The sequence below is a fragment of the Pigmentiphaga sp. NML080357 genome (assembly GCF_002188465.1).
In the GTDB taxonomy this organism is placed as follows: domain Bacteria; phylum Pseudomonadota; class Gammaproteobacteria; order Burkholderiales; family Burkholderiaceae_B; genus Pigmentiphaga.
Genome location: NZ_NINW01000022.1, coordinates 249,926 through 274,226, shown reverse-complemented (window position 1 = coordinate 274,226; position 24,301 = coordinate 249,926). Strand labels below are relative to the sequence as shown.

24 protein-coding genes are annotated in these 24,301 nt (G+C 63.7%); 2 read left to right on the top strand and 22 right to left on the bottom strand.

All coding sequences use genetic code 11. The features are described 5' to 3' along the window. Positions 1–102: 102 nt before the first annotated feature. The 22 genes from CDO44_RS06995 to CDO44_RS06890 form a co-directional block, all read right to left on the bottom strand. The gene (locus tag CDO44_RS06995) at positions 103–378 is read right to left on the bottom strand and encodes a DUF2274 domain-containing protein (protein WP_003056116.1); all 276 of its coding nucleotides are present in this window, start codon (positions 376–378) and stop codon (positions 103–105) included. Continuing rightward, positions 375–1,643 (bottom strand): TrbI/VirB10 family protein, encoded by a 1,269-nt coding sequence (locus CDO44_RS06990; protein WP_012204558.1) that lies wholly within the window; start codon positions 1,641–1,643, stop codon positions 375–377. Before CDO44_RS06990 ends, CDO44_RS06995 begins: the two co-directional genes overlap by 4 nt. A gap of 2 nt (positions 1,644–1,645) precedes the next feature. Beyond that, a complete protein-coding gene (gene trbG / locus CDO44_RS06985; RefSeq protein ID WP_003056120.1) occupies positions 1,646–2,647 on the bottom strand; it encodes a P-type conjugative transfer protein TrbG in 1,002 nt (333 codons plus the stop codon). Continuing rightward, complete coding sequence (gene trbF / locus CDO44_RS06980; RefSeq protein ID WP_003056121.1) at positions 2,644–3,348, bottom strand: conjugal transfer protein TrbF; 705 nt, start codon at positions 3,346–3,348, stop codon at positions 2,644–2,646. Before trbF ends, trbG begins: the two co-directional genes overlap by 4 nt. Positions 3,349–3,366: 18 nt before the next feature. Beyond that, positions 3,367–4,719, bottom strand: coding sequence for a P-type conjugative transfer protein TrbL (trbL, locus tag CDO44_RS06975; protein WP_012204559.1), 1,353 nt, complete (start codon positions 4,717–4,719; stop codon positions 3,367–3,369). Next, positions 4,716–5,042: a hypothetical protein gene (locus CDO44_RS06970; protein WP_012204560.1), complete on the bottom strand. Its 327-nt coding sequence runs from the start codon at positions 5,040–5,042 to the stop codon at positions 4,716–4,718. Before CDO44_RS06970 ends, trbL begins: the two co-directional genes overlap by 4 nt. 11 nt (positions 5,043–5,053) lie before the next feature. Then, positions 5,054–5,809 (bottom strand): P-type conjugative transfer protein TrbJ, encoded by a 756-nt coding sequence (gene trbJ / locus CDO44_RS06965; protein ID WP_012204561.1) that lies wholly within the window; start codon positions 5,807–5,809, stop codon positions 5,054–5,056. Beyond that, the gene (trbE, locus tag CDO44_RS06960) at positions 5,806–8,277 is read right to left on the bottom strand and encodes a conjugal transfer protein TrbE (protein WP_012204562.1); all 2,472 of its coding nucleotides are present in this window, start codon (positions 8,275–8,277) and stop codon (positions 5,806–5,808) included. Before trbE ends, trbJ begins: the two co-directional genes overlap by 4 nt. Before the next feature lie 14 nt (positions 8,278–8,291). Further along, positions 8,292–8,564, bottom strand: coding sequence for a VirB3 family type IV secretion system protein (locus CDO44_RS06955; protein ID WP_003056130.1), 273 nt, complete (start codon positions 8,562–8,564; stop codon positions 8,292–8,294). After that, positions 8,561–8,938 (bottom strand): TrbC/VirB2 family protein, encoded by a 378-nt coding sequence (locus CDO44_RS06950; RefSeq protein WP_012204563.1) that lies wholly within the window; start codon positions 8,936–8,938, stop codon positions 8,561–8,563. The genes CDO44_RS06955 and CDO44_RS06950 overlap by 4 nt, the downstream gene beginning before the upstream one ends. Then, a complete protein-coding gene (trbB, locus tag CDO44_RS06945) occupies positions 8,935–9,969 on the bottom strand; it encodes a P-type conjugative transfer ATPase TrbB (protein WP_012204564.1) in 1,035 nt (344 codons plus the stop codon). Before trbB ends, CDO44_RS06950 begins: the two co-directional genes overlap by 4 nt. Beyond that, entirely contained in the window at positions 9,966–10,430 is a 465-nt protein-coding gene (locus CDO44_RS06940) for a ribbon-helix-helix protein, CopG family (RefSeq protein ID WP_012204565.1), read from the bottom strand. Before CDO44_RS06940 ends, trbB begins: the two co-directional genes overlap by 4 nt. Then, positions 10,427–12,436 carry a conjugal transfer protein TraG gene (locus CDO44_RS06935; RefSeq protein ID WP_012204566.1) on the bottom strand — a complete coding sequence of 670 codons (2,010 nt, stop codon included), beginning with the start codon at positions 12,434–12,436 and terminating at the stop codon, positions 10,427–10,429. Before CDO44_RS06935 ends, CDO44_RS06940 begins: the two co-directional genes overlap by 4 nt. A gap of 216 nt (positions 12,437–12,652) precedes the next feature. Then, positions 12,653–12,880 carry an EexN family lipoprotein gene (locus CDO44_RS06930; RefSeq protein ID WP_003056142.1) on the bottom strand — a complete coding sequence of 76 codons (228 nt, stop codon included), beginning with the start codon at positions 12,878–12,880 and terminating at the stop codon, positions 12,653–12,655. Positions 12,881–12,905: 25 nt separating this feature from the next. Next, entirely contained in the window at positions 12,906–13,820 is a 915-nt protein-coding gene (locus CDO44_RS06925) for a LysR family transcriptional regulator (protein ID WP_012204568.1), read from the bottom strand. A 42-nt stretch (positions 13,821–13,862) separates the two neighbouring features. Continuing rightward, a complete protein-coding gene (locus CDO44_RS06920) occupies positions 13,863–14,285 on the bottom strand; it encodes a diacylglycerol kinase (protein WP_012204569.1) in 423 nt (140 codons plus the stop codon). A gap of 11 nt (positions 14,286–14,296) precedes the next feature. Then, positions 14,297–15,970, bottom strand: coding sequence for a phosphoethanolamine transferase (locus CDO44_RS06915; RefSeq protein ID WP_012204570.1), 1,674 nt, complete (start codon positions 15,968–15,970; stop codon positions 14,297–14,299). Continuing rightward, entirely contained in the window at positions 15,967–16,755 is a 789-nt protein-coding gene (locus tag CDO44_RS06910; RefSeq protein WP_061872682.1) for a phosphatase PAP2 family protein, read from the bottom strand. Before CDO44_RS06910 ends, CDO44_RS06915 begins: the two co-directional genes overlap by 4 nt. Beyond that, positions 16,736–18,034: a TolC family protein gene (locus CDO44_RS06905; RefSeq protein WP_225971084.1), complete on the bottom strand. Its 1,299-nt coding sequence runs from the start codon at positions 18,032–18,034 to the stop codon at positions 16,736–16,738. The genes CDO44_RS06910 and CDO44_RS06905 overlap by 20 nt, the downstream gene beginning before the upstream one ends. Continuing rightward, complete coding sequence (locus tag CDO44_RS06900) at positions 18,031–18,351, bottom strand: DUF3240 family protein (protein WP_003056157.1); 321 nt, start codon at positions 18,349–18,351, stop codon at positions 18,031–18,033. Before CDO44_RS06900 ends, CDO44_RS06905 begins: the two co-directional genes overlap by 4 nt. Next, positions 18,348–21,443: an efflux RND transporter permease subunit gene (locus tag CDO44_RS06895; RefSeq protein ID WP_012204573.1), complete on the bottom strand. Its 3,096-nt coding sequence runs from the start codon at positions 21,441–21,443 to the stop codon at positions 18,348–18,350. The genes CDO44_RS06900 and CDO44_RS06895 overlap by 4 nt, the downstream gene beginning before the upstream one ends. A 13-nt stretch (positions 21,444–21,456) precedes the next feature. Further along, positions 21,457–22,680 (bottom strand): efflux RND transporter periplasmic adaptor subunit, encoded by a 1,224-nt coding sequence (locus tag CDO44_RS06890; RefSeq protein ID WP_012204574.1) that lies wholly within the window; start codon positions 22,678–22,680, stop codon positions 21,457–21,459. A 310-nt stretch (positions 22,681–22,990) separates the two neighbouring features. Here CDO44_RS06890 and CDO44_RS06885 point away from each other — a divergent pair, with 310 nt between their 5' ends. Beyond that, positions 22,991–23,542 carry a cytochrome b gene (locus CDO44_RS06885; RefSeq protein WP_012204575.1) on the top strand — a complete coding sequence of 184 codons (552 nt, stop codon included), beginning with the start codon at positions 22,991–22,993 and terminating at the stop codon, positions 23,540–23,542. 41 nt (positions 23,543–23,583) lie between these two features. Continuing rightward, on the top strand, positions 23,584–24,291 hold the full coding sequence (locus CDO44_RS06880) for a VIT family protein (RefSeq protein WP_012204576.1): 708 nt from the start codon (positions 23,584–23,586) through the stop codon (positions 24,289–24,291). The last annotated feature ends 10 nt before the right edge of the window (positions 24,292–24,301 follow it).

Sequence of the window (24,301 nt, the reverse complement as noted above, 5' to 3'; positions counted from 1 at the left end):
GGGTGAATGGCGCACCTGTAGCACACCCCACCGCTTGCAGCCCTCGAAATTCGAAGCCGCGATGCCAACTCCCGCAACCTAGGTCACGCATAGCCAAAAAGCTCACGGCGTACGGCAACCGGAGATGGTTACTCCACCAGCGTTTTGCAATGCGTGTTTACTAGCGCTGTTTCTCTGAAACCCACGGTCTCCTTGCATGAAGGCCTCTAGCATGTGCGGGATCAGCGTCGTGGCATCGACCGCTTCGCCGTACACCTGCGCGTGCAGCGCGGCGTAACGGTCGAGGTCGGCTTTCAGGCTGACCGGGCACGCAAAGGCCAGCTTGACGCTCTCGACCTTGGGCAGCGGCCCAAGCCGCAACTTCCTGGTGGTGTTCATTTCGCAATTCCACGGTTGAAGAACATAGGCTGGTACGGCCGCAGCACAAAATCGCGGTTGACGATGATCCGCACCGGCAGGCCCGGCCGCTCGGTCAGCGTCGGCTGGATGTTCATGTTGCGCCGGGTCATCTCTTGGCCGACCTGGTTGATGCTGTCCTGCGCGCTATCGCGCCCAGCGATCACGATGCGGTTGCCATCCTGCCGGTTTTCCGGTGCGGCCAACTCGGCACCCACGCCCAGCAGGGTCGTCAGCGCCGCACCCGCGAAGACGCGATCCCAATGCCAATCGACGCCATCCTCCAGGCCGGAATAGCCGGCAGGGTCAGTGCCCGCCAGGTTGTCTAGCTTCAGCGAGGACGTGTCCGGCAGGATGACGCGGTTCCACACCACCTGTACGCGGCTCTGCCCGTAGCTCACCTGGCTGTTGTACTTGCCCAGGATGCGCGATCCCTGTGGGATCAGCAGGAACTTGCCAGTGGCCGTGTCATAGACCGGCTCCGTCACCGTGGCTATCACGTCGCCCGGCAGATCGGACTTGATGCCCGTCACCAGCGCGCCCGCGATCACCGTTCCCGCCATGACCTGATACGGCGAGGCCGGCATCTGGAGATTGCCGGAATTGCGGGTTTCCGTAGAACCGCCTTTCAGGAAAGCCTCTTTCTGGTCTTGCCGGTTCTGCACGGCTGTCGGGTCGGATGGCTGGGCCGCCGTCGAGGCCGGGCCAGCGGCCAGCGGGTCGAAGCCCGCCAAGGCGCTGCCGGGCGCAGCCGCAGCGGCTTGCGCCGTGACCGGCGCGGTGGCCTTGCCTTGGTTGCCCGAGCGGAAAAACACCGACGAGTTCGCCGCCGCATCGGCCTCCTTGCGCCATGCATCCGCCGGATCATGTCCCGGCTGTGCGTAGGCCGGCGTCACCGGCTGCTGCGACTTCACGATGGCTGGGCCGAGATCACCCGGCAGCGGCGGCCCCAGCTCGGGCACCTTCGGCGGCAGCTTCGAGTAGTCGGCCGGCAGACCATCCAGCCCCTCGGACTTCGAGACGCGATCGACGTTGTAAAGCTCGGTCTGCTCGCCCGTGCCGCGCCGGTGCGGCTGCAATGACCAGATCGTGGCCCCGAGCACGGCGACCGACAGGACGCCGACGAGGATGGCCAGCGTGCGCCGGTTCAGGCGCGTGACCGGGCGCGGCTGGGCGCGCAGCGCCACCGCCTCGGGCGCGACCTTGCCCGCCTGCGCCGCAAGATCAGGGGAATCGTCCTGGCTCATGGTCAGTTCCTCCGTGTGCCGTCCGTGCGCTCAATCCGCACCACGTCGCCTTTGTCCCCGCCCAGGCGCAGTTCGGCCGCGCCGAACAGGCGATCAACGATGTAGTACGGCGCACGGAATCGGTAGTTCACCAGTTGCCCGTCGCCTTGCGCGCCGATCACGAACAGCGGCGGCAGCTCGCCCTGGGCGATGCCGGGCGGGAACTGGATGTAGACCTTCTCGCCGTCATCGAAAGCACGCAGCGGCTTCCACGGCGGATTGCTGCCGCTGATGGCATAGCGGAAACGGATCTTCTCCAGCGACAGGCCGCTATCGACCGGGGCGGCGGCGCTGGCCGCCTGCGCCTGGCGCTGCAAGGCCAGCATCTTGTCCTTCGGGTACTCCCAGGACACCGACGCCATCCACGTCTTTTCGGTCGAAGTCAGCTCCAGCAGATACGTCCGGCGGCTGGTGGTGATGACCAGATTGGTCTTCAAGCCCGAGCGGATCGGCTTGACCATCACGTTGACGCGCAGAGCCTCACCGCTGCCGCTCGACGTGTCCCCGACGATCCAGCGCACCGTGTCGCCGGCCGCGACCGTCACCAGTTCCTCGCCGGGCTGCAGCGAAACCACCGTCACGCGGCCCACGGCCGCGTAGAGCTGGTAAAGCGCGCCATCGGTAAAGGGCCAGACCTGGATCGCGTTGACGTAGCCTTCGCGCGTGGGCGCGACACGGGCCTCGGCATTGGCGCGCGAGACGCGCACTTTCTCATCCGCGGGTTCCGGCGCGGGCTTGGCCTCCTCGGTCTCTGGCAGTGGTTTCAACTGCGACGGCAGCGCGAGCGGCTGCGGCACCGTGACCACCTCCACCGGTTTTGGTGGCTCCGGCAGCGGCTGGGCCTGCACCGGCTCATCGAGCGAAATGGTCGGTGGCGGCTTGCCCTGAGTAGCGCAGCCAGAGAACAGCACGGTCGAAGCCAGAAGCATCACCGGCAAGGCGGATTTACGGAAAAGATCATTCATGGTTTTGCTCCTTCGTTAGCTTCCAGTTCGCGGCTCCACGACAGCCCGTTGACGTAGATGCCCAGGGGGTTCTTGCGCAGACGCTGCTCGGTGCGCGGGGTTTGCAGCACCGTGGAAATCACCGCGTTCCAGCGTTCGGTGCGATCCAGCGCGCCATTGACGAAGCGCGTTTCCGTCCAGCGCACGTTGAAAGACGTGTCGCTGGCGCGGGTCACGCTGGTGATCTGCACCGTCACCGACTCCTTGCCGATGCGCGCGAACGGGTCATTCGTGCGGGCGTACTCGTTGAGCACGACCGCGCCTTTGTCGGTCGTGTAGTCGTAGGCATCGAGCCAGTTCTGCCGCACCACGATGGGGTCGATGGACAGCGAGCGCACCAGGCCGATGAAGCGGCCCAGGTGGTAGGCGATCTGCGCATCGCTGGGCTTGTAGGGCGTGGCGGCCTCGCCGACAGCGCGCACCTGGCCCGCGTTGTCCACCTCAATGACGTAGGGCGTGACGATGGACTGCGCCGAGCGCCAGACTAGGCCGCCCGCCATCAGCACGGCCAGCGTGAGGCAGCCAAAGGCCATGAAACGCCAGTTTCTGGCCTGCACGCGGGCCGAGCCGATGCGCTCGTCCCAAACCTGGGCGGCGGATTGATACGGAGTAGCAGGCTGTGGCGTATCGGCGTAGCGCACCTGCGGTCGTTTGAATCGCATGGGAGTTCTCCTTGAAGATCAGGAATCGGAATCGCGCAGGCTCGGGCCTTGGCTGGAGCTGCCGCAATCGCCGCCGCGCAGCGTGTGGGCGGCGGTCGTCGCGGCATGGGTGAGCTGCTGCCTGCGATGCAGGCGCTTGGCCCAGGCGGGTTGCGCGGTGGATGGGGTTGGCTCGTTTGCAGCCTGTGCGGCACCGCCCCCTGACGCCGATCCGGCGTCATCGGGCCGGAAGGCGGCGGCGACACGCTCCTTCATCGAGCGCGCGCCCTCAGCCACCTTCTGCCCGGTCGCCTGCGCGCCGGTCTTGGCGACATTGCCGACACCAGCGGCAGCGCCCTTTAGGCCGCCGCCGGCGGATGCAGAACCCGCCTGAAACGCCGACCGCGCGCTGCTGGCGGCCCCAGTGGCGGCACGCGCTCCGCTACCGGCCAGCTTGGCGGCTGCGGGCGCCATGCGCGCCCCGGCGGCGACTGCGCCGCCGACGCCCGTAGCCGCAGCGCCCACGGCAACAGCAGCGCCGGCCGCGCCCAGCGCCGCACCGGCCATCGCACCTGCGCCGAGCTGCGGGCCGCCGGACACCAGCCCGGTTGCAATGCCCGGCCCGAAGATGCCCAAGGCCAGCAGCGTCAGCGAGGCCAGCATCACGACCACGGAGTGGTCGATGGATGGTTCGGCGGGCTGTACCTGAAACTCGGCGAACAGGCCCGAGCCGATGCCCACGATCACCGCCAGCACCAGCACCTTGATGCCGGACGACACCACGTTGCCCAGCACCTTCTCGGCGAGAAATGCGGTCTTGTTCCAGAGCGCGAACGGCACCAGCACGAAGCCGGCAAGCGTGGTCAGCTTGAACTCGATCAGCGTGATGAAAAGCTGGATCGCCAGCACGAAGAAGCACAGCAGGACGATCAGCCAAGCGAGGAACATCACGACGATGGGCGTGATGTTCACGAAGACTTCGGGGAAGCCCGCCATGTCGCCGATCTGTTTCAGGATCGGCGCACCGGCGTCGATGCCGACCTTCGCCAGCCGGCCCGGTTGCAGGAAGTTCTCCATGCTCAGGGTCGAGCCGCTGGCCGTCAGGCCCAGCCCGGCGAAGGAGCGGAACACGATGCCAGCCAACCAGTTGAAGTTGCCGATGATGTAGGCGAAGGCGCCGACGTACAGCACCTTGCGGATCAGCTTGGCGATCACGTCCTCGCCCTGGCCGGTGGCATGGCTCATCGCCCAGAACAGCCCGGCGAGCGTCATGTCGATGACGATCAGCGTGGCGGTCAGAAACGCCACTTCGCCGTGCAACAGGCCAAAGCCCGAGTCGATGTAGCGCGAGAAGGTGTCGAGGAAGCGGTCGATGACCGTCACGTCGTTCATGGCGAGTCCTCCTGCCCAGGCAGAGCGATTGCCGCGCTGCCATCGGCGGGTTCATCGAAGCTGGGCGGGATCGGCGGCAGGTCGGCCAGCGTCTGGTACTCATTCGGCCCGGCCTGGCCGGAGAGAAAGCGCCGCAGGTCGGCCTGGGCCACCTGCGCGCAAAGCGCGCCGTCGTGCTCGCCCGCGCGGCACTGCGCGCGCAGCGCGTGCAGCCGGGCCGGTTCGCTGGTGAGCGCATTCACCGGCACCTGCTGCGGCCGGTCACAGCCGGCCAGCACAAGCGCATGGACGGCGAAAGCGAACACGATGGGCGTGCGTTGCATGGCAGCCTCCATCAGCGGTTGTAGAAATTGACGGGCTGCGGCGTGTACGGCGTGCCTTCGCCCAGGAAGCGGCGCGTCACCTCGCGCCCGCGCTCCGTGGCCGCCGCTTGCCGCGCTAGCTCCAGCGAGGCCGCGCGGTCTTGCGTGATCTGAAGCCGCTGCGTCTGGATCGACTGCTTGGCCTGCAAGGCCAGCAACTGGTTCATGGCCTGCATCGCTTGCAACGCACCCTCGGCCGACTGGCTCTTGCCCACGAGGTCGGCCAGCACGCTTTCGTCGTCGCTCAGGTTCTGCGACGCCTGTGCCTGCATCTGCATGGTGGTTTGCAGGCCGTTGAGCGTGTTCTTCCAACGCTCCTGCGCATCGAGGTATATCTGATTGCCGCTCACAGTGGCGGCGTACTTCTCGGGATACAGGCGCGCGAACTCCCGGTCGATGCTCGTCACGTCATAGGCCAGGCCCTTGGCCTGCGCGATCAGCCGCTGGGTGGTCGCCAGATTGGCGCGCAATTGGCCGACCACGCTGGACGGCAGGCTGGCCAGATTGCGCGCCTGGTTGATGAGCATCTGCGCTTCGTTCTGGAGCTGGCGGATCTGGTTGTTGATCTGCTCCAGCGTGCGAACCGCCGTGAGCGTGTTCTGCACAAGATTGGTCGGGTCGAGCACGATGTCGCCGACGCCGAACAAGGCGTGCGCGGGTTGCGCGATGCCGAAGGCGAGCACACAAGCAGCGGTCAGCGCGGCGAGTTTGGAGGCATGGGTTTTCATGGCAGGTTCTCCTGGGGGTGGTCAGCGGTACGGAGGGAATCCGGCGTGAGGCCGGGGAACGAGGGCAGCAGGTCTGCCGCCCAATCGAGGCCGCGATGGCGCAGCCAGGCGCCCGCGAAGCCGGGCACGCCGGCGTCCTGCGGCACGCGGCCAAGAACTTCATCAATGGCGCGCTGGTCTTGTGGCGTGGAAGCGCCCGCGAAGGCCAGCGTCGCCGGCCCCAGGTCGAGGTCGAACACGCGGTTGCCGAGGCGGGATTGGTAGTAGTAGTCGCGCTTGGGTTGCGCAGTGGCGACGATCTCGATCTGCCGGCTGTTGAGGCCGAAGCCCTCGTAGATCGTGCGAATCTGCGGTTCGGTCGCTTGCGGGTTCGGCAAGAAAATCCGGCTCGCGCAGCTTTCGATGATGGCCGGCGCGATGGCCGAATCCTTCACGTCCGCGAGCGACTGCGTGGCGAAGATGACACTGACGTTCTTCTTGCGCAGCGTCTTGAGCCACTGGCGGATGCGCGCCGCAAACACCGGGTCATCGAGGAACAGCCAGGCTTCATCGAGGATCAGCAGCGTGGGCGCACCATCCAGCCGCTCCTCGAAGCGCGCGAACAGGTAGCGCAGCACCGCGAGCACAGCAGCCTTGCTGTGCATCAGCTCCTCCATCTCGAACGCCTGCACGTCGGATGTGCCGAGGCGGTCGTGGTCGGCATCCAGCAGCCTGCCGTGCGCGCCGCCCAGGACGTAGGGCGCGAGTGCCTGGCGCAAGGTGTTCGATTGCAGCAAGGCCGTCAGGCCCGTGAGCGTGCGCTGCTCCACCGGCGCGCTGGCCAGGCTCCCCAGCGCAGACCAGATGGCCGCCTTCTCGTCCGGGCCGACGGCCGCGCCTTCGTGCAGCAGGCGGCCTTCCACCCATTCGCTGGCCCAGGTGCGGTAGCCCTCTCGGTCGATGCGCGCCAGCGGCTGGAAGGCGATCTCGTCGTCCGCGCCCAGGTCGTAGTGCTCGCCGCCCATGCCCAGGATGGCCGCGCGGATCGAGCGCCCCATGTCGAAGGCGAAGATGCGCGAGCCGCGATAGCGGCGGAACTGCATCGCCATCGTCGCCAGCAGCACCGACTTGCCCATGCCGATGGGGCCAACCACCAGCGTGTTGCCCACGTCGCCGATGTGCGTCACCAGCCGGAACGGCGTGGCGCCGTCTGTGCGCGTGACGATCAGCGGCGGCCCATCGAGATGCGCATTGCGTTCCTGGCCGGCCCATACCGCCGACACCGGCATCATGTGCGCCAGGTTCAGCGTCGAGACGATGGGCTGGCGGACATTGGCGTATGCGTTGCCCGGAATGGACGACAGCCACGCATCCACGGCGTTGAGCGTTTCGGGGATGGTGACGAAGCCGCGCCCCTGGATGACGCGCTCCACCATGCGCAGCTTCTCGTCGGCAACGGCGGCGTCCGCGTCCATGACGGTGACGGTCGCCGTCAGGTAGCCGAAGGCGACCTGATCGCTGCCCAGCTCCTGCAAGGCAGCATCGGCGTCGGCGGCCTTGTTGTTGGCGTCGGTATCGACCAGCGGGCTTTCCTGCTGGAAGATCGTCTCGCGCAGCAACGCGATGACGTTCTTCCTTTTCGCAAACCACTGGCGGCGCAGTCGGGCGAGTTCTTTTTCCGCCTCGGCTTTGTCGAGGCACAGAAAGCGCGTACTCCAGCGATACGCGAAGCCCAGGCGGTTGAGGTCGTCCAGAATCCCCGGCCAGGTCGAGGTCGGGAAACCGCGCACCGACACCACGCGCAGGTGCTGGTCGCCCAGCATCGGCGCCAGGCCACCGACCAGCGCGGAATCGGTCAGCAGCGCGTCGATGTGGAACGGCACTTCGGGAACGCCGACGCGGTAGCGGCGCGTCGAGACGGTCGAATGCAGGTAGGTCAACGTCTGGCTGTCATCAAGCCAGGCGATCTCCGGCATCACGCCATCGAGCAGGTCGAAGATGCGATCCGTTTCAGCGACGAAGGCGTGCAGCCGCTCGCGCCAATCCACGCCTTCGGTGGGCCGGTTTTCGTACAGCAGGCCCGCGGCCCGAGCACGGGATTCCTCGGACGGCAGGTAGGCCAGCGTCAGGTGATAGCCGCTCTCGAAGTGGTTGCCCGAATCCTCGAAGGCGGCGCGGCGTTCTTCATCGACCAGCCAGGACAGCGGTTCGGGGAAATCGGAGTGCGGGTAGTCGGCGGCAGACCGGCGCTCGGCTTCGATGAACAGCGCCCAGCCCGAACCCAGGCGGCGCAGCGCGTTGTTCAAGCGCGCCGATGTGGCGATCAGCTCGCCTTGCGTCGCGCTGTCGAGGTCGGGGCCACGAAAGCGCGCCGTGCGCTGGAAACTGCCGTCCTTGTTCAAGACGACGCCCGGTGCCACCAGTCCGGCCCAGGGCAGCCAGTCGGCGAGCAAGGCCGGTCGCTGGCGGTATTCGGCGAGGTTCAGCATCGCGGCGTCCTCCCCTACACGTCCAGCAGCGGGCGGTGCTTGATGTGCCGCGCGAACACGGCCATGAACTGCGGATCGACGCGCGCGCCCCGCATCGCCAGCGAATGGCCGACGATCCAGAGCACGACACCGGGAATCCACAGTTGCAGGCCCAGCCCGACAGCGGCGGCCAAGGTGCCGTTGGCGATCGCCACGGTGCGCGGTGCGCCGCCCAGCAGGATCGGCTCGGTGAGCGAGCGATGCAGCGGCACCTCGAACCCGGCCGCGAAGGTGTCCGGGGCACTCATACGACGGCCCCGCCCGAGAAGCTGAAGAACGACAGGAAGAACGAGGACGCGGCGAAGGCGATGCTCAAGCCGAACACGATCTGGATCAGCTTGCGAAAGCCGCCCGACGTGTCACCGAACGCGAGCGCGAGGCCCGTGGCGATGATGATGATGACCGCGACGATGCGCGCCACCGGCCCCTGGATGGATTCGAGGATGGATTGCAGCGGGCCTTCCCAGGGCATCGAGGAGCCGGCGGCCTGCGCAGTGCCCGCAAGCAGCAGCATGAAGGCAGCGAGCATCAAGCCTTGCATGGCCGGGCGAGCCAGGCCATCCAGCCGTGCGGGCCGAGGAAGCGGATTTGCGGAAATACGGAAAGCATCAACGTGCGTCATGGCAGTTCTCCAGAGTGGTCAGGGGACAGGGAGGAAAAGTCGGACTGCGGCAGCAGCTCCGGGAATGGAGCCTCCAGCGCATCCGCCAGGTGGTAGCCCACGCCATCGAAGCCGACGACGCGGGCGATGCTCTCGATGCGGCGCTTGCGCCCGCGCCCGGCGATGTGGATGACCACGTTGACCGCTTCCGCGATCAGCGCACGGGGCGGGTTCACCGCCACTTCGAGAATCAGTTGCTCTAGGCGCAGCAGCGCGCCCAGCGCGGAACCAGCGTGGATCGTGGCGATGCCGCCCGGATGGCCCGTGCCCCACACCTTGATGAGATCCAGCGCCTCGGCGCCGCGCACCTCGCCGACGACCACGCGATCCGGCCGCAAGCGCATGGACGAGCGCACAAGCTCGGTCATCGACACCACGCCTGCGCGGGTGCGCAGCGGAACGTGGTCGCGGGCCGCGCATTGCAGTTCCACCGTGTCTTCGAGCACCAGCACGCGGTCGCCCGTGGCGGCGATCTCGGCCAGCAGCGCATTGGCGAGCGTGGTCTTGCCGCTGCTGGTGGCGCCGGCGATCAGGACGTTCTGCCGCTCGCGCACGGCACGAACGAGAAAGCCCGCCTGCGCGCTGGTCATCATCCCGTCGATGACGTACCGCTCCAGCGGAATCACACCGATGGCGCGCTTCCGCAGCGCGAAGGCCGGCCCTGGCGCGGCGGGCGGCAAGATACCCTCGAAGCGTTCGCCGGTTTCGGGCAGTTCGGCGGACAGTAGCGGCTGGCCGCGATGGACTTCTGCGCCAACGTGGGCGGCGACAAGGCGGATGATTCGCTCGCCGTCCGCCTCGGACAGCTCCACGCCCATCGGTGCGCGGCCCGATGAAAGCCGATCCACCCAAAGGGTGCGATCAGGATTGAGCATGACTTCCACCACGTCCGGGTCTTCGAGCGCGGCGGCGATCAGCGGCCCCATCGCCGTGCGCAGCATCTGAATGCGGCGGTCGAGCGAGGTGGCGAAGGACGAAGGCGCGGCGCTCATGAGGCACGCTCCTGCGCTTCGGCAACTGCCGCCGCGTCATCCATCCGCATCGGGTCGGGGTGCAGTTCCTCTACCACGTCGCGCACCAGGCTTCGACCGCGCAGCAGGTGGCGACCCAACTGTTCAACGAACTGCTCGAAGCGCGCTTTGCCCTGTGCGCGTGCCGCGTCTTGGTGCGCCTCGGGAACTGGCGTGCTGACCGTGAGGTAATAGCGGATGAACAGCGCCAGCGTTTCGATGGCGATGTTCTGGTCGCGCTCCATGCGCTCGGCCTGGCGCGAGAGGCGATCAAGCCGCTTGGCAATCGCTGCCTCGCGCTGGTCGGCAGCATCGGGCGACAGCCACGATGCGAGCGCCGCCGCGACGATGCTGGATTTCGATACGCCTTTCTTGGCGGCCAGCTCGTCCAGACGCTTGGCATGCTCCGGCTGGATGAACAGGTTGAGGCGGTAGTGGCTCATAGCTCGATTCCGTCGTTGGGGTCGAGGGAAGCCAGCCGGGCCGTGCGCTGCATGGCCGGGTCAAGCTGGCGAGGAAGGGGAAGCGGCAGGTCGTCATCGTCATCGAGCAACCCGAGGTCGGCTGCGGACGCGGCCAGCTCGGGGTCGTAGGCGACGGCTTCGGAAAGTTCGGGCTGACGGCGCGGTCCGCCGTCGTCGGCCGAACCCAAGTGCTCCAGGCCATCAGTAGGTGCAGTGGCCGGTGCGGCAGGCACGGCGGGAATCGCCAGCCCGCTCCAGTCGTCGGCTCGCGAGGGCGGAACGTCGGCATAGCGTCCGGCCGCAAGCACGGGCGGCGGCAGCACGCGCCGCTTGAAATTGGTGTCCGCGTAATAGCGCAGCTTTTTGGCCTTGATCGGCGCCACGCTGGACACCATCACCACGGCTTCATCCGGCGGTAACTGCATCACTTCGCCCGGCGTCAGCAGTGGGCGCGCGGTCTCCTGGCGCGACACCATCAGGTGGCCCAGCCACGGCGCGAGCCGGTGGCCTGCGTAGTTGCGCTGTGCGCGCAGCTCGGTTGCAGTGCCCAGCGTTTCGGAGATCCGCTTGGCCGTGCGTTCGTCGTTGGTGGCGAACGTCACGCGGACATGGCAGTTGTCCAGAATCGAATGGTTCTGCCCATACGCCTTGTCGATCTGATTGAGCGACTGCGCGATGAGAAAGCTGCGAATGCCATAGCCCGCCATGAAGGCCAGTGCCGTCTCGAAGAAGTCGAGCCGCCCGAGCGCCGGGAACTCGTCAAGCATCAGCAGCAGCTTGTGGCGGCGCTCGATGCCGTCGGAGCCATCGAGCGATTCCGTCAGCCGTCGCCCGATCTGATTGAGGATCAGGCGGATCAGCGGCTTCGTCCGCGAAATATCTGAAGGCGGCACCACAAGGTACAGCGATACCGGATGCTCGGCCGCGATCAGGTCGGCAATGCGCCAATCGCAACGCGACGTGACTTCGGCCACCGTAGGGTCGCGGTACAGGCCGAGGAACGACATGGCCGTGCTCAACACGCCGGAACGCTCGTTGTCCGACTTGTTGAGCACTTCGCGCGCCGCCGATGCGACGACCGGATGCGGGCCATAGCCGAGATGCGGCGTGGTCATCATCCGGTGCAGCGTCAGCTCGAATGGGCAAGCCGGATCGGAGAGGAAGTTGGCGACGCCGCGCAGCGTCTTGTCCTCGCCCGCATAGAGCACGTGCAGGATGGCGCCGACCAGCAGAGCATGGCTGGTCTTCTCCCAATGGTTGCGCCGCTCCAGCGCGCCTTCGGGATCGACCAGGATGTCCGCGATGTTCTGCACGTCGCGCACCTCATGGGCGCCGCGACGCACCTCCAGCAGCGGGTTGTAGGCCGCTGACTTCGCATCGGTCGGGTTGAACAGCAGGCAATGCGAGAAGCGCGAGCGCCAGCCTGCGGTGATCTGCCAGTTCTCGCCCTTGATGTCGTGGATGACGGCCGAGGCCGGCCAGGACAGCAGCGTCGGCACCACCAGGCCAACGCCTTTACCGCTGCGCGTGGGTGCGAAGGTCAGGACGTGTTCCGGCCCTTCATGCCGCAGGTACTGACGGTCGTGCTGGCCGAGGAACACGCCGGCCGGCTGCGTGAGTCCCGCCTTGCGAATGTCATCCGCGTTCGCCCAGCGCGCCGAGCCGTAGGTCGTGACCAGGCGCGATTGCCGCGAGCGCCAGATCGACATGCCGATGGCCACCAGCACGGCCACCAGGCCGCTGCCACCCGCAATGGCGCCGCCGATGTCAAAGACGCTGGGCGCGTAGGCATCGAAGAAGAACCACCACTCGAACAGCCGCCACGGGTGATAGACCGGCGTACCGAAGAAGTCGAACCAGGGCGAGCCAAGGCGTAGCTGATAGCCCAGGGCGGCGGCTGTCCATTGTGTGGCTGCCCACACGCCGGCGATCACGATGCCGAATACCACGGCGATCTGACCGAACAGCACGTTCGTCCCTTGCATGATCCCGCCTCCAATCACGGCACAACAACGTGCCGCGTGCATCAGGATCAAGGCGTGTGCATAGGTCGGTCAAAGACCGTTATGGCGGGGATTTAGGCCGAAAAAGCCTGATTTCTTGCAGGAGCGAAGGCAATAAAAACGCCGCAGACGGGAGCGCGTTGCGGCGTAGTGAGGTGTCAGCGAGAACTTTGTCGCTGCGAAGCGACTACAACAGAGCTATTTGGACTTCTGCTCAGGTCGGTCACCGAAGAAACGCCGATTGGCGGCTTCGGCAGCACGGCGGCAAAGTTCATCACCGACTTTTGTGCGATCTTCCTTGCATTGCCGTTGAATCTCCTTGATGCGCTCGGGATGCGCCGCGAGGAAATCCACGGTTTCCGAAGGTTGAGACGAGCCACATGCGGTCAGTGCGACGGTCAGCATCAGTAGCATCACTCTGTTCATGATTCCAGTCCTTTCGTCGGATGGTTCAGGCATCGTCGGCAGCGTCGATACCGTCTGCCGAATCAATGAAGGCCACACGCTCGATGAACCGAGCCAGCATCTCGGACGGCTCCGCATCGCGGCGTAGCAGATAGGTCGTAAGCATGTATGGCTTGCCTGCCAAGCGGCGGGCCACGACACCCGGCTCGCGGCTGGAGGCGATATGCGCCTCGCCCGCTAGGCCCAAAGCCAGGCCAGCGGAAACCAGCGTCATCATCACGTCGAAGGTTGCCACGCGCTGCGCAATCAGCGGCTCCTGATCGAGCTTGCGCAGAAAACGATCGATCTGCCGCGCGTGGCCTTCGCAGACCGCCGGGTCGCCCAGTGCCAACGGATAGCGCAGCACTTCTTTCAGCGGAACCTGTTTGAAGGCGAGCACGGGATGGCGGGCTGGCACCGCTACCATCAGTTCATCTTCCCAAGCAGGTGTGACCAAGATACCATCGCCTCCATCCTCTGCCATCGAAAAACCTACGTCATACAGATCTTCATGCAAACCCTTGATCTGCAGCCCGAGCGGCACCTCAAACAGACGCATCTCAACTTCAGGGTCCTCTTCACGGCATCGCGCCAGCAAAGTTGACAATCGTGTGGGTGTTACACCATCAGACAAGGCAATGCGTAACTGGCCTAAAAATCCGTTGGTGGCCGACTTGACGCCATCACGGGCCTGATCCAATGCGGTAAAAATGCGCGGGACATGCTCCAAAAGCTGTCGCCCGGCACGGGTTAGTTGAGTGCTTCGGGTAGTACGAATGAATAAACGAGCACCAAGTTCCTCTTCTAATTCTTTGATAGTGCGTGAAAGTGGAGATTGGTCGATATGTAGTCGTTCAGCGGCGCGAGCGAAATGAAGTTCCTCCGCAACGATGAGAAAGCAGCGAAGATGTCGAAGCTCCATTGTGCTCACTCCACTTTAATTCGTCTAATTTCATTTGCGCGGCTAATTAATCAGCCTTTGCCAGAGTGCTGACAGCCAAACCCCCCCGGTCAGCAAAGTGGCTAACAGCACGGCAGCGCTTCCCATGTCCTTTGCACGCTTTGATAGCTCATGCCATTGAGGGCCAATACGATCAATCGCCGATTCCACAGCAGTATTGAGTAGCTCCACAATCATCAAAATAAGGATACTTCCTGAGAGAAGAGCGACTTCGACCCATCCCTGCCCCAACCAGAAGGCCAATGGGACCAACACAAAGGAAAATACTGACTCAAGTCTAAAGGCCGGCTCATTCCATCCAGCGCGCAATCCCTGAATTGAGTAATGGGACGCATGCCAAATTCTCAATATTCCTCGGCGAGATTTTTGTTTATTTTCGAATGCGGACATGGAATCAGCTGCGATTGTGTGTTTTTTATCTTTCATGAGAACAACTCTTATATATTCTTATCATCACAGCCAAAGAAAAAATCGAAATTCCTATCGTACTCACTTGTTTTAACCTGCATTAGCCCCAAGACAGACGAAAACAATGCGTCGTGATCCGCATAAGAGCGGGCTCGCTCACTCAAACAGCCAATATTCAGCCCGCGACTTTGCGTAAACGTTGAAGAGAACCACATAACCAAAGGAACACGAGTCTGCTCTTGTGGAGCAATCGCATAAGGCATGCCGTGCAGAAAAAGACCCTTCTCGCCCAGGGATTCGCCGTGATCCGAGACGAATATCATAGCTGTGTCGTAGTCGGAAAGCCCCTGCAATTGTTTGATGGCTCGGCTTAGGAAATGATCTGTGTAGAGAATAGCGTTGTCGTAGCTATTCACGATCTGTTCGCGGGTGCATTTCCCCATTTCCGGTGTGTCGCATGTTGGGATGAATTTGCGATACGCTGCTGGGTATCGTTGAAAGTAGCTGGGGCCATGATTTCCAATCTGGTGCAAAAAAATCACACGATCACCGGGAATTTTGCGAGCCTGAGCTGGTAAGTCTTCAAGCAAAATCTCATCGAAACACCGACCATCAACGCATAAAGAGGGACTTTGTGCGTTCCCTAGACGTTGATTTTCGAGACCATCGCACACCCCTTTGCAACCTGACTGGTTATCCCTCCATAAGGTGGTAATACCAGCACGCTCCAGAACATGCAGTAAGGATTGGTGTGAACGAATCTTGTCCTCATCGTAGTTTCGGCGACCAAAGGACGAGAACATGCAAGGCACAGAAACCTCGGTGTTAGTTCCACAGGAGTGCATGTCGGAGAAATTGATCACACCTATCTGAGCCAATTGAGGCGTTGTTTCGCGTGCATAGCCGTTCAATCCCCAGTTTTGGGCGCGAGCCGTCTCGCCTACGACAAAGACTAATAAACGTGGCCGACTGCCTTCGGGCCTGACTGTTGCAACGGCATCAGCTCCAATGGTTTTCTTTTCGGCGGACTGCGTGATAGAGGAACCTTTTAGTGCCTTCGGTAAGCCCACCAGATAGTTTCCCGGTGTAATCAAGTATCGAACTTCGCGATGATTTCTCATCAGTGCGGACATGTCCTGAAATGACAGCATGACACCGACCGAAATCATCAGTGCCGAAAACAGCATTAATCCCATACGCCACACGGTTGCTTTCAGCCAAGTACGCCCGACCAATCGGATTCGCCAAAGCAAAATAATCGGCACTACTGCCAGTTGGCTTAGTGGAGCAATCAATGCAGGCGTCAGTAGCTCGCGACTTTCCTTGAAGTCTGTGGCTAGAACATTGCGCAACATGCTCGAATCGAGGTAGATATGAAAGCTGCGCATGTAGTGTGTTGCGAGGGCAGAGGCAACAAACAGCACCGCAAGTAAAACCCTGGCATTCCAGCGCCATACAACCAAACTCAACAGCAGACTGTGAATTCCCACCAGAAACAGCAGTACGGATGTGCCCATGCGTAGACTGGACTGGACGCCTAAGGCGCTACTCCAAAATAGACCATTGCAGGCCAGTGCAAAGAAAATACTGGTCATCAAGATCAGCCACTCGACGCTGCATTGTGGTCGCCAATGGCTTAGGTTCTTGAGGTTTGCAGTTCTGAATCGCGGCACCAGACCGAGAGCCTGTTTGAAAGTTCTCATGCTTGGAACCCCGATGAATGGACATCGCCTGAGCCACCAACAAACCAGCGTTGCCAGACCATGAAAAGACCCAAGGCAACGACCCAACAAATCAGGAGTGTCCACAAGTCATGAGAAAGGAAATGGGCTCCGCGCACCTGCTGGGTCCATCCAAAGATGGCACCTATCATCAAACCTGCGGCCAAGGCCATCCAACGCCAGGCAGGACGAACCATCAAGGTAAAGAAATAGAGGCTGACCCATGCATATCCGGCACTTGCATGCCCTGCGGGAAAGCACACACCGCGCGGCATACCGGGCGGGCGTGTTTCAAACAGGCCCACAAACACTCGCGCTCCGCCATAGCGCACCAAGTTCCAGGGGCAATCCATGTTAGTGAACGATTTCAGCGCCGAAACCGTCAGTGCCGCGATCACGTACGCACAAAAAAGATACAGTAGCGGCCAGCGTAGGTGTGCTGTGCAATTGTTGCTACGTTTTTTTCTCCAAGCCCAGATGCACGTTGCTGCAACCACAATTGCCAGCAAGGTGGAAAGATTCTTCCCACCCCGATGCAGCAGGTTGTTGGTTAGCCAGGCATCCCGCAAAGCCCATCGGCTGCCCTGCAAGCGATAGAGATGATCGGCGACCCAGAAGTCCCCACCGCCATCCATCAATAGACTGCTGATGATCAGCGCCGCACCCGCTGGTAGCGCTAAATGAGTGATTAAGAATCGAGGTGCGAATAGTGCGTTGGATAGTGGGGCGTTGCCCAGTAGTCGGAATTCATTGGGGGGCATCGGCATGTGCCTCCTTCGAATGCCACAGCGCATGCGCATCGATACGCACCAGTGCCGATGCTTGCAGCGCATCGACGCGAACCTGTGCCTCGGCTAGTCGTGTCTGGCGCAGGTTGCGCAGCGTCAAAAGGTATTCGGCCAAGGGGGCCTCTCCCAATTCCCAAGCCCGCCGCGTGCGGTTGCTGGCCGTGGTCTGCGCGGCCAGCGCCTGCGTGAATGATTGCCACTGCGTGCGCTTACTATCCGCTGCTTGCACGGCGACCCACGCACCTTGCTCCACCGCGCGCCGCACGCCGAGCGCCTCGGCCTCTGCGGCCGCCGCGTTGGCGCTTTCCGTGGCGGCCATTGCACTGCGATAGTCCGTGCCAAATGGCACCGTCAAGACAACGCCAATGACACGTTCCGCCCCGCCGCGTTCAGACATCATGCGTACCCCGACGGTGGGGTCGGGCGTGCGGTTGGCGCGAGCGCGCTCGGCCACCTTGGCAAGGCGAGCCGCCTCTCCATCGGCAATGCCGATTTCGACGCTTTGTCGCACAATTCGCGCCAGCCACTCCTGTACCCCGCCCGGCAAGGGATCGGGATCTGGCAGGGTGGATGGCCGTGCGGGAATCTCAATGCCGGGGAACTCAATCACCAACGTCTGTCGTGCTTCCCGTTCTGCATCGCGCGCGGCGCTAACCTGGGCCGCAAGCAGTGCGCGTTCGGCTTGCAAAACGTCGCTGTCCCGCCGCGCGGCATCGCCCAGGGCCACGCGCCGGGCCATTGCTTCCTGCTCACGAATAAGCAACTTTTCCTGCGCTTGCATCTCGTCAGCCACGATGAAACTGCGCAGCCATCCGGCCCAGACTTCCAGCAGTCGCCTTGCCATCTGGTGCTCGGCATCTTCAAGGCGCATACCGGCCACGCCGCGGGTGCGGCTGCCGATCTCCCGATCCAGACGCGCCTTGTTTGGCAAGCGAACAGCACGGCTGAGCTGGATTTCCCATTCGTTGTAGCGATGCGCTTCGTTGGTCACGTTGCGACGTTGTAGGCCGCTACTGAGTTCAAACTCGTGGCTACCGGCTTCAAGGGCGCTTTGCGTGGCAGCAGCCGCGTCCAAGCGAGCGGCTGCGGCATTCACGACCGGCTGGGTTTTCATCGCTGCTTCGACTTGCACCTGCGCAGGTAGCCAGGAGAGATCATCGGCGCGCGCTTGCGCGGGATGAAATGTCAAAACCGCGATAGCCACCATGACGGCACCAGCCGGTAGTACCAGGCTGCATCCTTTGTTTTTACTCGTCATACCAGTCTTCCACTTGCCAACACCGACTCCACCCACCAGCGGACATCGCTAGACGCGATGCGCTGGCGCAGATGCGCCAGGACCTGTTCCAGTTGTTCGTATTCGATCAACACCCAGATGACGCGCCGATCCACACGGCCGCGAACCTTCTCGCGAATGGACGCGCGCGCGAAGTCGCCGGTATGCCCTTCGGCGTGCAACAGGGTGAACCCTGGCAGCACCGGGTCGGCCATCAGGGCATCGGTGACGGCGTCTTCGAGCGTGGGTGGAAACACCAGATTCAGGCGCACCAGTTGCGCTTCTTTCAATCCGTTCATGCGTGGACTCCTTGTTGTGAGGAGATGGCCTGGCCGAATCGCCGGTACAGCACCGGCAGCAGGACCAGGGTCAGCGCCGTGGAACTGACCAGTCCGCCAATCACCACGATGGCGAGTGGGCGCTGGATCTCAGAGCCAGGGCCACTGGCCAGCAGCAGGGGCACCAGGCCAAAGGCGGTGATGGAAGCCGTCATCAGCACGGGGCGCAGCCGTCGCAGCGAACCTTCGCGCACCACCTGTTCCATGGGCAGGCCTAGCGCGTGCAGGTGGTTGAAGTGCGTCACCAGCACCAATCCGTTGAGCACGGCGATGCCCAGCAGCGCGATGAAGCCGACCGAAGCAGGCACCGACAGGTACTGCCCCGACAGCCACAGCGCTGCCACGCCGCCGACCATGGCAAACGGCACGTTGCCGAGGATGAGCGCGGCCTGCCGCACCGAGCCGAAGGTCATGAACAGCACGAAGAAAATCAGCCCCAGGGCCACCGGCACCACCATGCCTAGGCGGGCCGCTGCACGTTGCTGGTTCTCAAACTGCCCGCCCCATTCGACGCGGTAGCCGGGCGGCAGCGGCACGTCGCGCGCCACGGCTTCGCGCGCTTCATCTACGAAGCCGACCAGATCGCGCCCGCTCACGCTGGACTGGATCAGCGCGAAGCGCGAACCGTTCTCGCGCCGCACCAGCACGGGGCCATCGGTGGTGGCGATGCGCGCCAGCGAGGCTAGGGGGATCTCGCCCTGATCGCCACGGGCGAGCTGCAAGTCCTTGAACCGCTCGGCCGATCCGCGCAGCCGGGCATCCCCGCGCACCACGATGGGCGTGCGCCTGTCCGGCTCGATCACCAGCCCGGCCGGCACGCCTTCGAGCTGCGCACGCAGCTCGTCCTGAACCTGCGTCACGGCCAGTCCGGCGCGACCGGCCGCCTGCGCATCCACCTTCACCTGCAGGTATTCCACGCTGTCGCTGGCCTGGGTGAGCACGTCGCGCACACCGGGCACTTTCTCGATGCGAGCGGCCATGCGCTGCGCCAGATCGCCCAGCGTTTGCAGATCAGGGCCGAACAGCTTGACGGCCACGTCGCCCCGGCTGCCGGTGAGCATTTCCGAGATGCGCATCTCGATGGGCTGGGTAAAGCCGAATTCCAGGCCGGGGAAGGCATCCATCACCTTGCGTATCTCGGCACTCAACGCGTCCTTGTCGGCTGCATGCCAATCCTTGCGCGGTGCGAGCTGCATGAACAGGTCGGTTTCGTTCAGGCCCATCGGGTCGAGCCCCAGCTCGTCCGAGCCCACCCGCCCGATGCTGTGCCGCACCTCGGGCACCGCCGCACCGATGGCCTTCTGCACCGCCAGGTCAATCTCCAGCGAGCGCTGCAACCCAATGGACGGCGGCTTTTGCAGTTGCAGCAGGATATCGCCCTCATCCATCGTCGGCATGAACGCCTTGCCCGTGCCGAGGTAGGCCACCACACCCAATGCCAGGGCCGCGATAGCGACCGCCGATGCGCGTAGCGGGTGGTGAAGCGCAGCCTCCAGCAGCGGTTGGTACAGGCGCGTGGCCCAGCGCATCACCCACGGCTCGGTGTGCGCGTGTTCCTTGAGGAGCAGCGAGGCCAGCACCGGCACCAGCGTGAGCGACAGCAGCAGCGAGACGCCCAGGGCGAACACGATGGTCAGCGCCACCGGCACAAACAGTTTGCCTTCCAACCCTTGCAGCGTGAGCAGGGGCATGAAGGTCAGACAGATGATGAGGATGCCCGAGGCCACAGGCATGGCGACCTCGCGCGCCGCGGCGAATATGCGGTGCAGGCGCGGCTGGTGCGCACTGGGCGCGTGCGGGTCGAGCCGACTGACGGCGTTTTCCACCACCACCACGGCAGCATCCACCAGCATGCCGATGGCGATTGCGAGCCCACCCAGGCTCATCAGGTTGGCGCTCATGCCGACAAGGCGCATCAGCAAGAAGGTACCCAGCGCCGCCAAAGGCACCATCACCGCCACCACCAGCGCGGCGCGAAGCTCGCCGAGGAACAGAAGCAGCAGGATGACGACCAGTACCGTCGCTTCCAGCAAGGCGCTTTCCACCGTGCCCACGGCGCGCTCGATCAGCGTGCTGCGGTCATAGAACGGCACCACCTTGACGCCGGGCGGCAGGCTGGGAGCCACCTCGTCCAGCCGGGCGCGAATGGCCTTCACGAGCGCCGAAGCATCGGCCCCGCGCAGCGCCACCACGATGCCTTCCACCGCTTCGCCCGCGCCGTCCCGGGTGACTGCGCCATAGCGAGTCACGCCTTCGATGCGCACCTGGGCCACGTCGCCCAGGCGAACTGGGGCCGTGCCATTGGCCCCCGCGCGCAGGATCAGACGGGATAAATCGTCCAAAGTGTGGATCGCGCCTTCGGCGCGCACGATCAGCGTGTCCTCGCCCGCATCCAGGCGGCCCGCGCCGTCGTTGCGGTTGTTGCGGCCGATCGCAGTGATGACGTCCGAGAAGCCGAGGCCCGCAGCGGAAAGCCGCGCGCGATCAGGCACCACGGCAAAGCTCTTGGCTTCGCCGCCCAGCACGTTGACATCGGCAACGCCGGGCAGCGTGCGCAGGGCCGGGCGCAGCGTCCAGTCCAGCAGGGCGCGCCGCTCGCTCAGCGTGAGGCTGCCGCCTTCGATGGTGAACATGAACACGTCTGACAGCGGCGTCGAAATCGGTGCCAGCCCGCCGCTGACGCCGTCGGGCAGACTGCCCGAAACACCGGCATAGCGTTCAGCCACCTGCTGACGCGCCCAGTAGATGTCGCTGCCTTCGGCGAAGTCCAGCGTGATGTCGGCGATGGCGTACTTGGCCGTGGAGCGCAGCATCACGCCCCGCGGCACGCCGAGCAACTCCATCTCCAGCGGCGTGATCACGCGCGACTCCACCTCCTCGGGCGTCATGCCAGGGGCCTTGATAATCAGCTTGACCTGCGTTGGGGAAATGTCCGGATAGGCGTCGATCGGCAGTTGCAGGAAGGCCGCCAGGCCCGCACCCGCCAAAGCCAGCACGCCAAGCAGTACCAGCGCACGTTGGCGCAGGGAAAATTCAATCAGACGGGACAACATGCGTGGTCGCCCCTCATTGCAATGGAATGATGGATTTGAGCAGTGCCGTACCGCGCACGACGACCTGCATGCCTGCCGCAAGCGGCGCAGTGTCTGGCGAGACGGCACGCACGGCGCTTGACGCCTCTGATTCGTCTTGCCCCAGCAGTTGCACCGGAACAGCGCGGACGTGTAGGTCGCCTTGCTTGTCTTGCGATGACGGCTCAGCAACGTAGAGCACGTGGGCGCTGCCCGCTGGCAGCAGTGCGGACGATGGCACGCTCAAGGTGCCCTGCGGTGCTGGCAGCAACAGCGCGACACTGATCTGCTGCCCGGCCGCATAGCGGTCTGCCCCTGCCTGATCTGCATCGACGCGGGCACGTACCCGCAGGCTCTGACTACTGAGGTCAGTGTCGCCACCAACAGCCGTCACGCGAGCGATCGTGCCATCGGGAAGACGCACTTCCAAGCCTGGGTGGAGATCCGAGCGCCAGCGCAGCGGAACCGCGACGCTGACATCCAGCGGACCAGGCTGAGCCACTATAAAGGCGATGTCGAGCGGCGCAACCGCCTGCCCGAGGCTCAGGTGACGACGCATCACTCGCCCGGACAAAGGCGCCAGCAATTCATACTCGCCGGCCTGCCCGCCGCTAACGGGTCGAAGCCGTGCGAGGGCGCCATTGGCCTCTTGCAACGTACTTTGCGCAGCCGCCGCGCGCGCCTGGGTTTGCTCGTTGCGCGTGGCTGGGATGATGCCCTCGGCCAATAGCGTGGCATCGCGCCGGGCCTGCGCCGCGGCCACCGCCGCTTCGGTGCGGGCACGCGCCAGATCAGCCTGCGAAGCCAGAACGTCCTTGCTCTGGATGCGCGCCAGCGCCTGTCCTTGGCGCACTGCGGTGCCTTCATCGACCAGAACGCGCGTCACCACACCGCCATAGGGCGCCACGACCTGCGCGCTGGCCGAGAGTGGTGCCACCGTCTGCGCGGGTAAGCCATCCAGCGGTATCACTGCGGCATCCTTGACGAGTGCGGTTTCCACACCCTGCGCGTGAAGCTGAGCGGCGTTGAGGTGAACGCCGCCAGCGTTCGGTTGGGCGACAGCCTCGCTCGCGTCTCTATCGGCCACGGTTGTCTGCTGCGTTGTCCAAGCCCACCAGCCGTACCCTACGGCAGCTAGAACTGCCACACTGACGGCGGACAGGGCCAAGGTCTTGGTTCGGCTGGCGGTGCCCGCCGCTTTCAAGGTCGGGAAGCTCATGCTTGTGCCGCCCCAAACGACGTAGAGCAGAGTAGAAAGCACACAGCGCGGATTGAAAATCCGTCGCATATGAAGCGGTGCGCGAGGTTAATGAGGCGAAACATGCGGTCGATCTCTTGTAAAAGATCGGCTCATGTTCTTCGGTGAAGCTTTGAGAAAGCTTTGGAGAAAGCGAAATTTGCTCAGTACGATGTATTTCGGCGAAACGCCTGCTTTGAGCAGCAAGCAATCGATAAACTGACTTTTCAGTAACTTGCTCTGATATGCTAGCGGTGCGCCTTTGCTACCTCAAACATCGGAGCTATACACCATGAATGTCAGGAATTCCGAATACCGTTTCAGTCCTTTGGTCATAGGACTGCATTGGCTGACTGTGCTTCTCATCATCGCGGTCTATGCGAGCATGGAGCTGCGCGGACTGGCACCCAAGGGCGCCTTGAGAGACGCCATGAAGTCCTTGCACTACCTGCTGGGCCTCAGCGTTCTGGTGATCGTCGTGATCCGTATCGGGGTGCGCATCCAGGCGGGCGTGAAGCCCGCGATCCAACCACCCATGCCACGCTGGCAGGCCACGCTCGCCGATGTCATGCACTATGCGCTCTACAGCTTCATGCTCGCCATGCCGCTGCTCGGATGGCTCACCTTGAGTGCGGCGGGCAAGCCGATTGTTCTGTTTGGCTTGCCCATTCCCTCTCTGATCGGCACCGACGTTGCTTTGTCGCGCCAACTCAAGGATGTCCATGAGGCGCTGGCGACATTGGGCTATGTCTTGATCGGATCGCATGCGATGGCGGCGCTGTTGCACCACTACGTCATGCGTGACAACACACTGGTTCGCATGCTTCCCGGTCGTCGCCCCTGACCTACTGGCCTCAGGCTGCTTTATATGGATTCGAATCTCCAATGACCAAATTTCACCACCGCGCCCACCCTGAAAGTCACCGCACTGAACATATCGGATGGCTGCGCGCCGCTGTTCTGGGTGCCAATGACGGCATCATTTCCACGGCCAGCCTGGTTGCAGGCGTGGCTGCTGCCCATGCAAGCCATGCCAGCATCATGACCACGGCCATCGCGGGGTTGGTAGCCGGTGCCATGTCCATGGCTGCAGGCGAGTTCGTGTCGGTCTATTCACAAGCTGATACGGAGAAGGCGGATTTGGCGCGGGAACGTGATGAACTGGAAAACAGTCCGGAAGCAGAGCATCGGGAACTAACGGCCATCTATGTCCGGCGTGGCCTGGATCATCGACTCGCGGATCAGGTCGCCACGCAATTGATGGCGCATGATGCGCTGGGCGCGCACGCGCGCGATGAATTGGGCATTTCTGAAACCTTGAGCGCTCGCCCGCTGCAAGCCGCCATGGCGTCCGCTGGGAGCTTCGCGGTGGGTGCGGCCATGCCGCTGGCCGTGGTTCTGTTGGCGCCGGAGCAGAGCCTGCTCTATTGGATCGTCGCGACGGCGATTGTCTTCCTGGCCCTTCTCGGCGCTGCGGCCGCTGCCGTGGGTGGTACGCCGCTCTTCAAAAGTGCGCTGCGCGTCGCGTTCTGGGGCACATTTGCCATGGCGGTGACAGCGGGCGTGGGAGCCATGTTCGGCACTGCGGTGTAGATCTGCGTCA

Bases quoted from the DNA above. Each gene is read 5' to 3' on its own strand.
- CDO44_RS06995 (WP_003056116.1), bottom strand. From the start codon at position 378: ATGAACACCACCAGGAAGTTGCGGCTTGGGCCGCTGCCCAAGGTCGAG.
- CDO44_RS06990 (WP_012204558.1), bottom strand. From the start codon at position 1,643: ATGAGCCAGGACGATTCCCCTGATCTTGCGGCGCAGGCGGGCAAGGTC.
- trbG (WP_003056120.1), bottom strand. From the start codon at position 2,647: ATGAATGATCTTTTCCGTAAATCCGCCTTGCCGGTGATGCTTCTGGCT.
- trbF (WP_003056121.1), bottom strand. From the start codon at position 3,348: ATGCGATTCAAACGACCGCAGGTGCGCTACGCCGATACGCCACAGCCT.
- trbL (WP_012204559.1), bottom strand. From the start codon at position 4,719: ATGAACGACGTGACGGTCATCGACCGCTTCCTCGACACCTTCTCGCGC.
- CDO44_RS06970 (WP_012204560.1), bottom strand. From the start codon at position 5,042: ATGCAACGCACGCCCATCGTGTTCGCTTTCGCCGTCCATGCGCTTGTG.
- trbJ (WP_012204561.1), bottom strand. From the start codon at position 5,809: ATGAAAACCCATGCCTCCAAACTCGCCGCGCTGACCGCTGCTTGTGTG.
- trbE (WP_012204562.1), bottom strand. From the start codon at position 8,277: ATGCTGAACCTCGCCGAATACCGCCAGCGACCGGCCTTGCTCGCCGAC.
- CDO44_RS06955 (WP_003056130.1), bottom strand. From the start codon at position 8,564: ATGAGTGCCCCGGACACCTTCGCGGCCGGGTTCGAGGTGCCGCTGCAT.
- CDO44_RS06950 (WP_012204563.1), bottom strand. From the start codon at position 8,938: ATGACGCACGTTGATGCTTTCCGTATTTCCGCAAATCCGCTTCCTCGG.
- trbB (WP_012204564.1), bottom strand. From the start codon at position 9,969: ATGAGCGCCGCGCCTTCGTCCTTCGCCACCTCGCTCGACCGCCGCATT.
- CDO44_RS06940 (WP_012204565.1), bottom strand. From the start codon at position 10,430: ATGAGCCACTACCGCCTCAACCTGTTCATCCAGCCGGAGCATGCCAAG.
- CDO44_RS06935 (WP_012204566.1), bottom strand. From the start codon at position 12,436: ATGCAAGGGACGAACGTGCTGTTCGGTCAGATCGCCGTGGTATTCGGC.
- CDO44_RS06930 (WP_003056142.1), bottom strand. From the start codon at position 12,880: ATGAACAGAGTGATGCTACTGATGCTGACCGTCGCACTGACCGCATGT.
- CDO44_RS06925 (WP_012204568.1), bottom strand. From the start codon at position 13,820: ATGGAGCTTCGACATCTTCGCTGCTTTCTCATCGTTGCGGAGGAACTT.
- CDO44_RS06920 (WP_012204569.1), bottom strand. From the start codon at position 14,285: ATGAAAGATAAAAAACACACAATCGCAGCTGATTCCATGTCCGCATTC.
- CDO44_RS06915 (WP_012204570.1), bottom strand. From the start codon at position 15,970: ATGAGAACTTTCAAACAGGCTCTCGGTCTGGTGCCGCGATTCAGAACT.
- CDO44_RS06910 (WP_061872682.1), bottom strand. From the start codon at position 16,755: ATGCCGATGCCCCCCAATGAATTCCGACTACTGGGCAACGCCCCACTA.
- CDO44_RS06905 (WP_225971084.1), bottom strand. From the start codon at position 18,034: ATGACGAGTAAAAACAAAGGATGCAGCCTGGTACTACCGGCTGGTGCC.
- CDO44_RS06900 (WP_003056157.1), bottom strand. From the start codon at position 18,351: ATGAACGGATTGAAAGAAGCGCAACTGGTGCGCCTGAATCTGGTGTTT.
- CDO44_RS06895 (WP_012204573.1), bottom strand. From the start codon at position 21,443: ATGTTGTCCCGTCTGATTGAATTTTCCCTGCGCCAACGTGCGCTGGTA.
- CDO44_RS06890 (WP_012204574.1), bottom strand. From the start codon at position 22,680: ATGAGCTTCCCGACCTTGAAAGCGGCGGGCACCGCCAGCCGAACCAAG.
- CDO44_RS06885 (WP_012204575.1), top strand. From the start codon at position 22,991: ATGAATGTCAGGAATTCCGAATACCGTTTCAGTCCTTTGGTCATAGGA.
- CDO44_RS06880 (WP_012204576.1), top strand. From the start codon at position 23,584: ATGACCAAATTTCACCACCGCGCCCACCCTGAAAGTCACCGCACTGAA.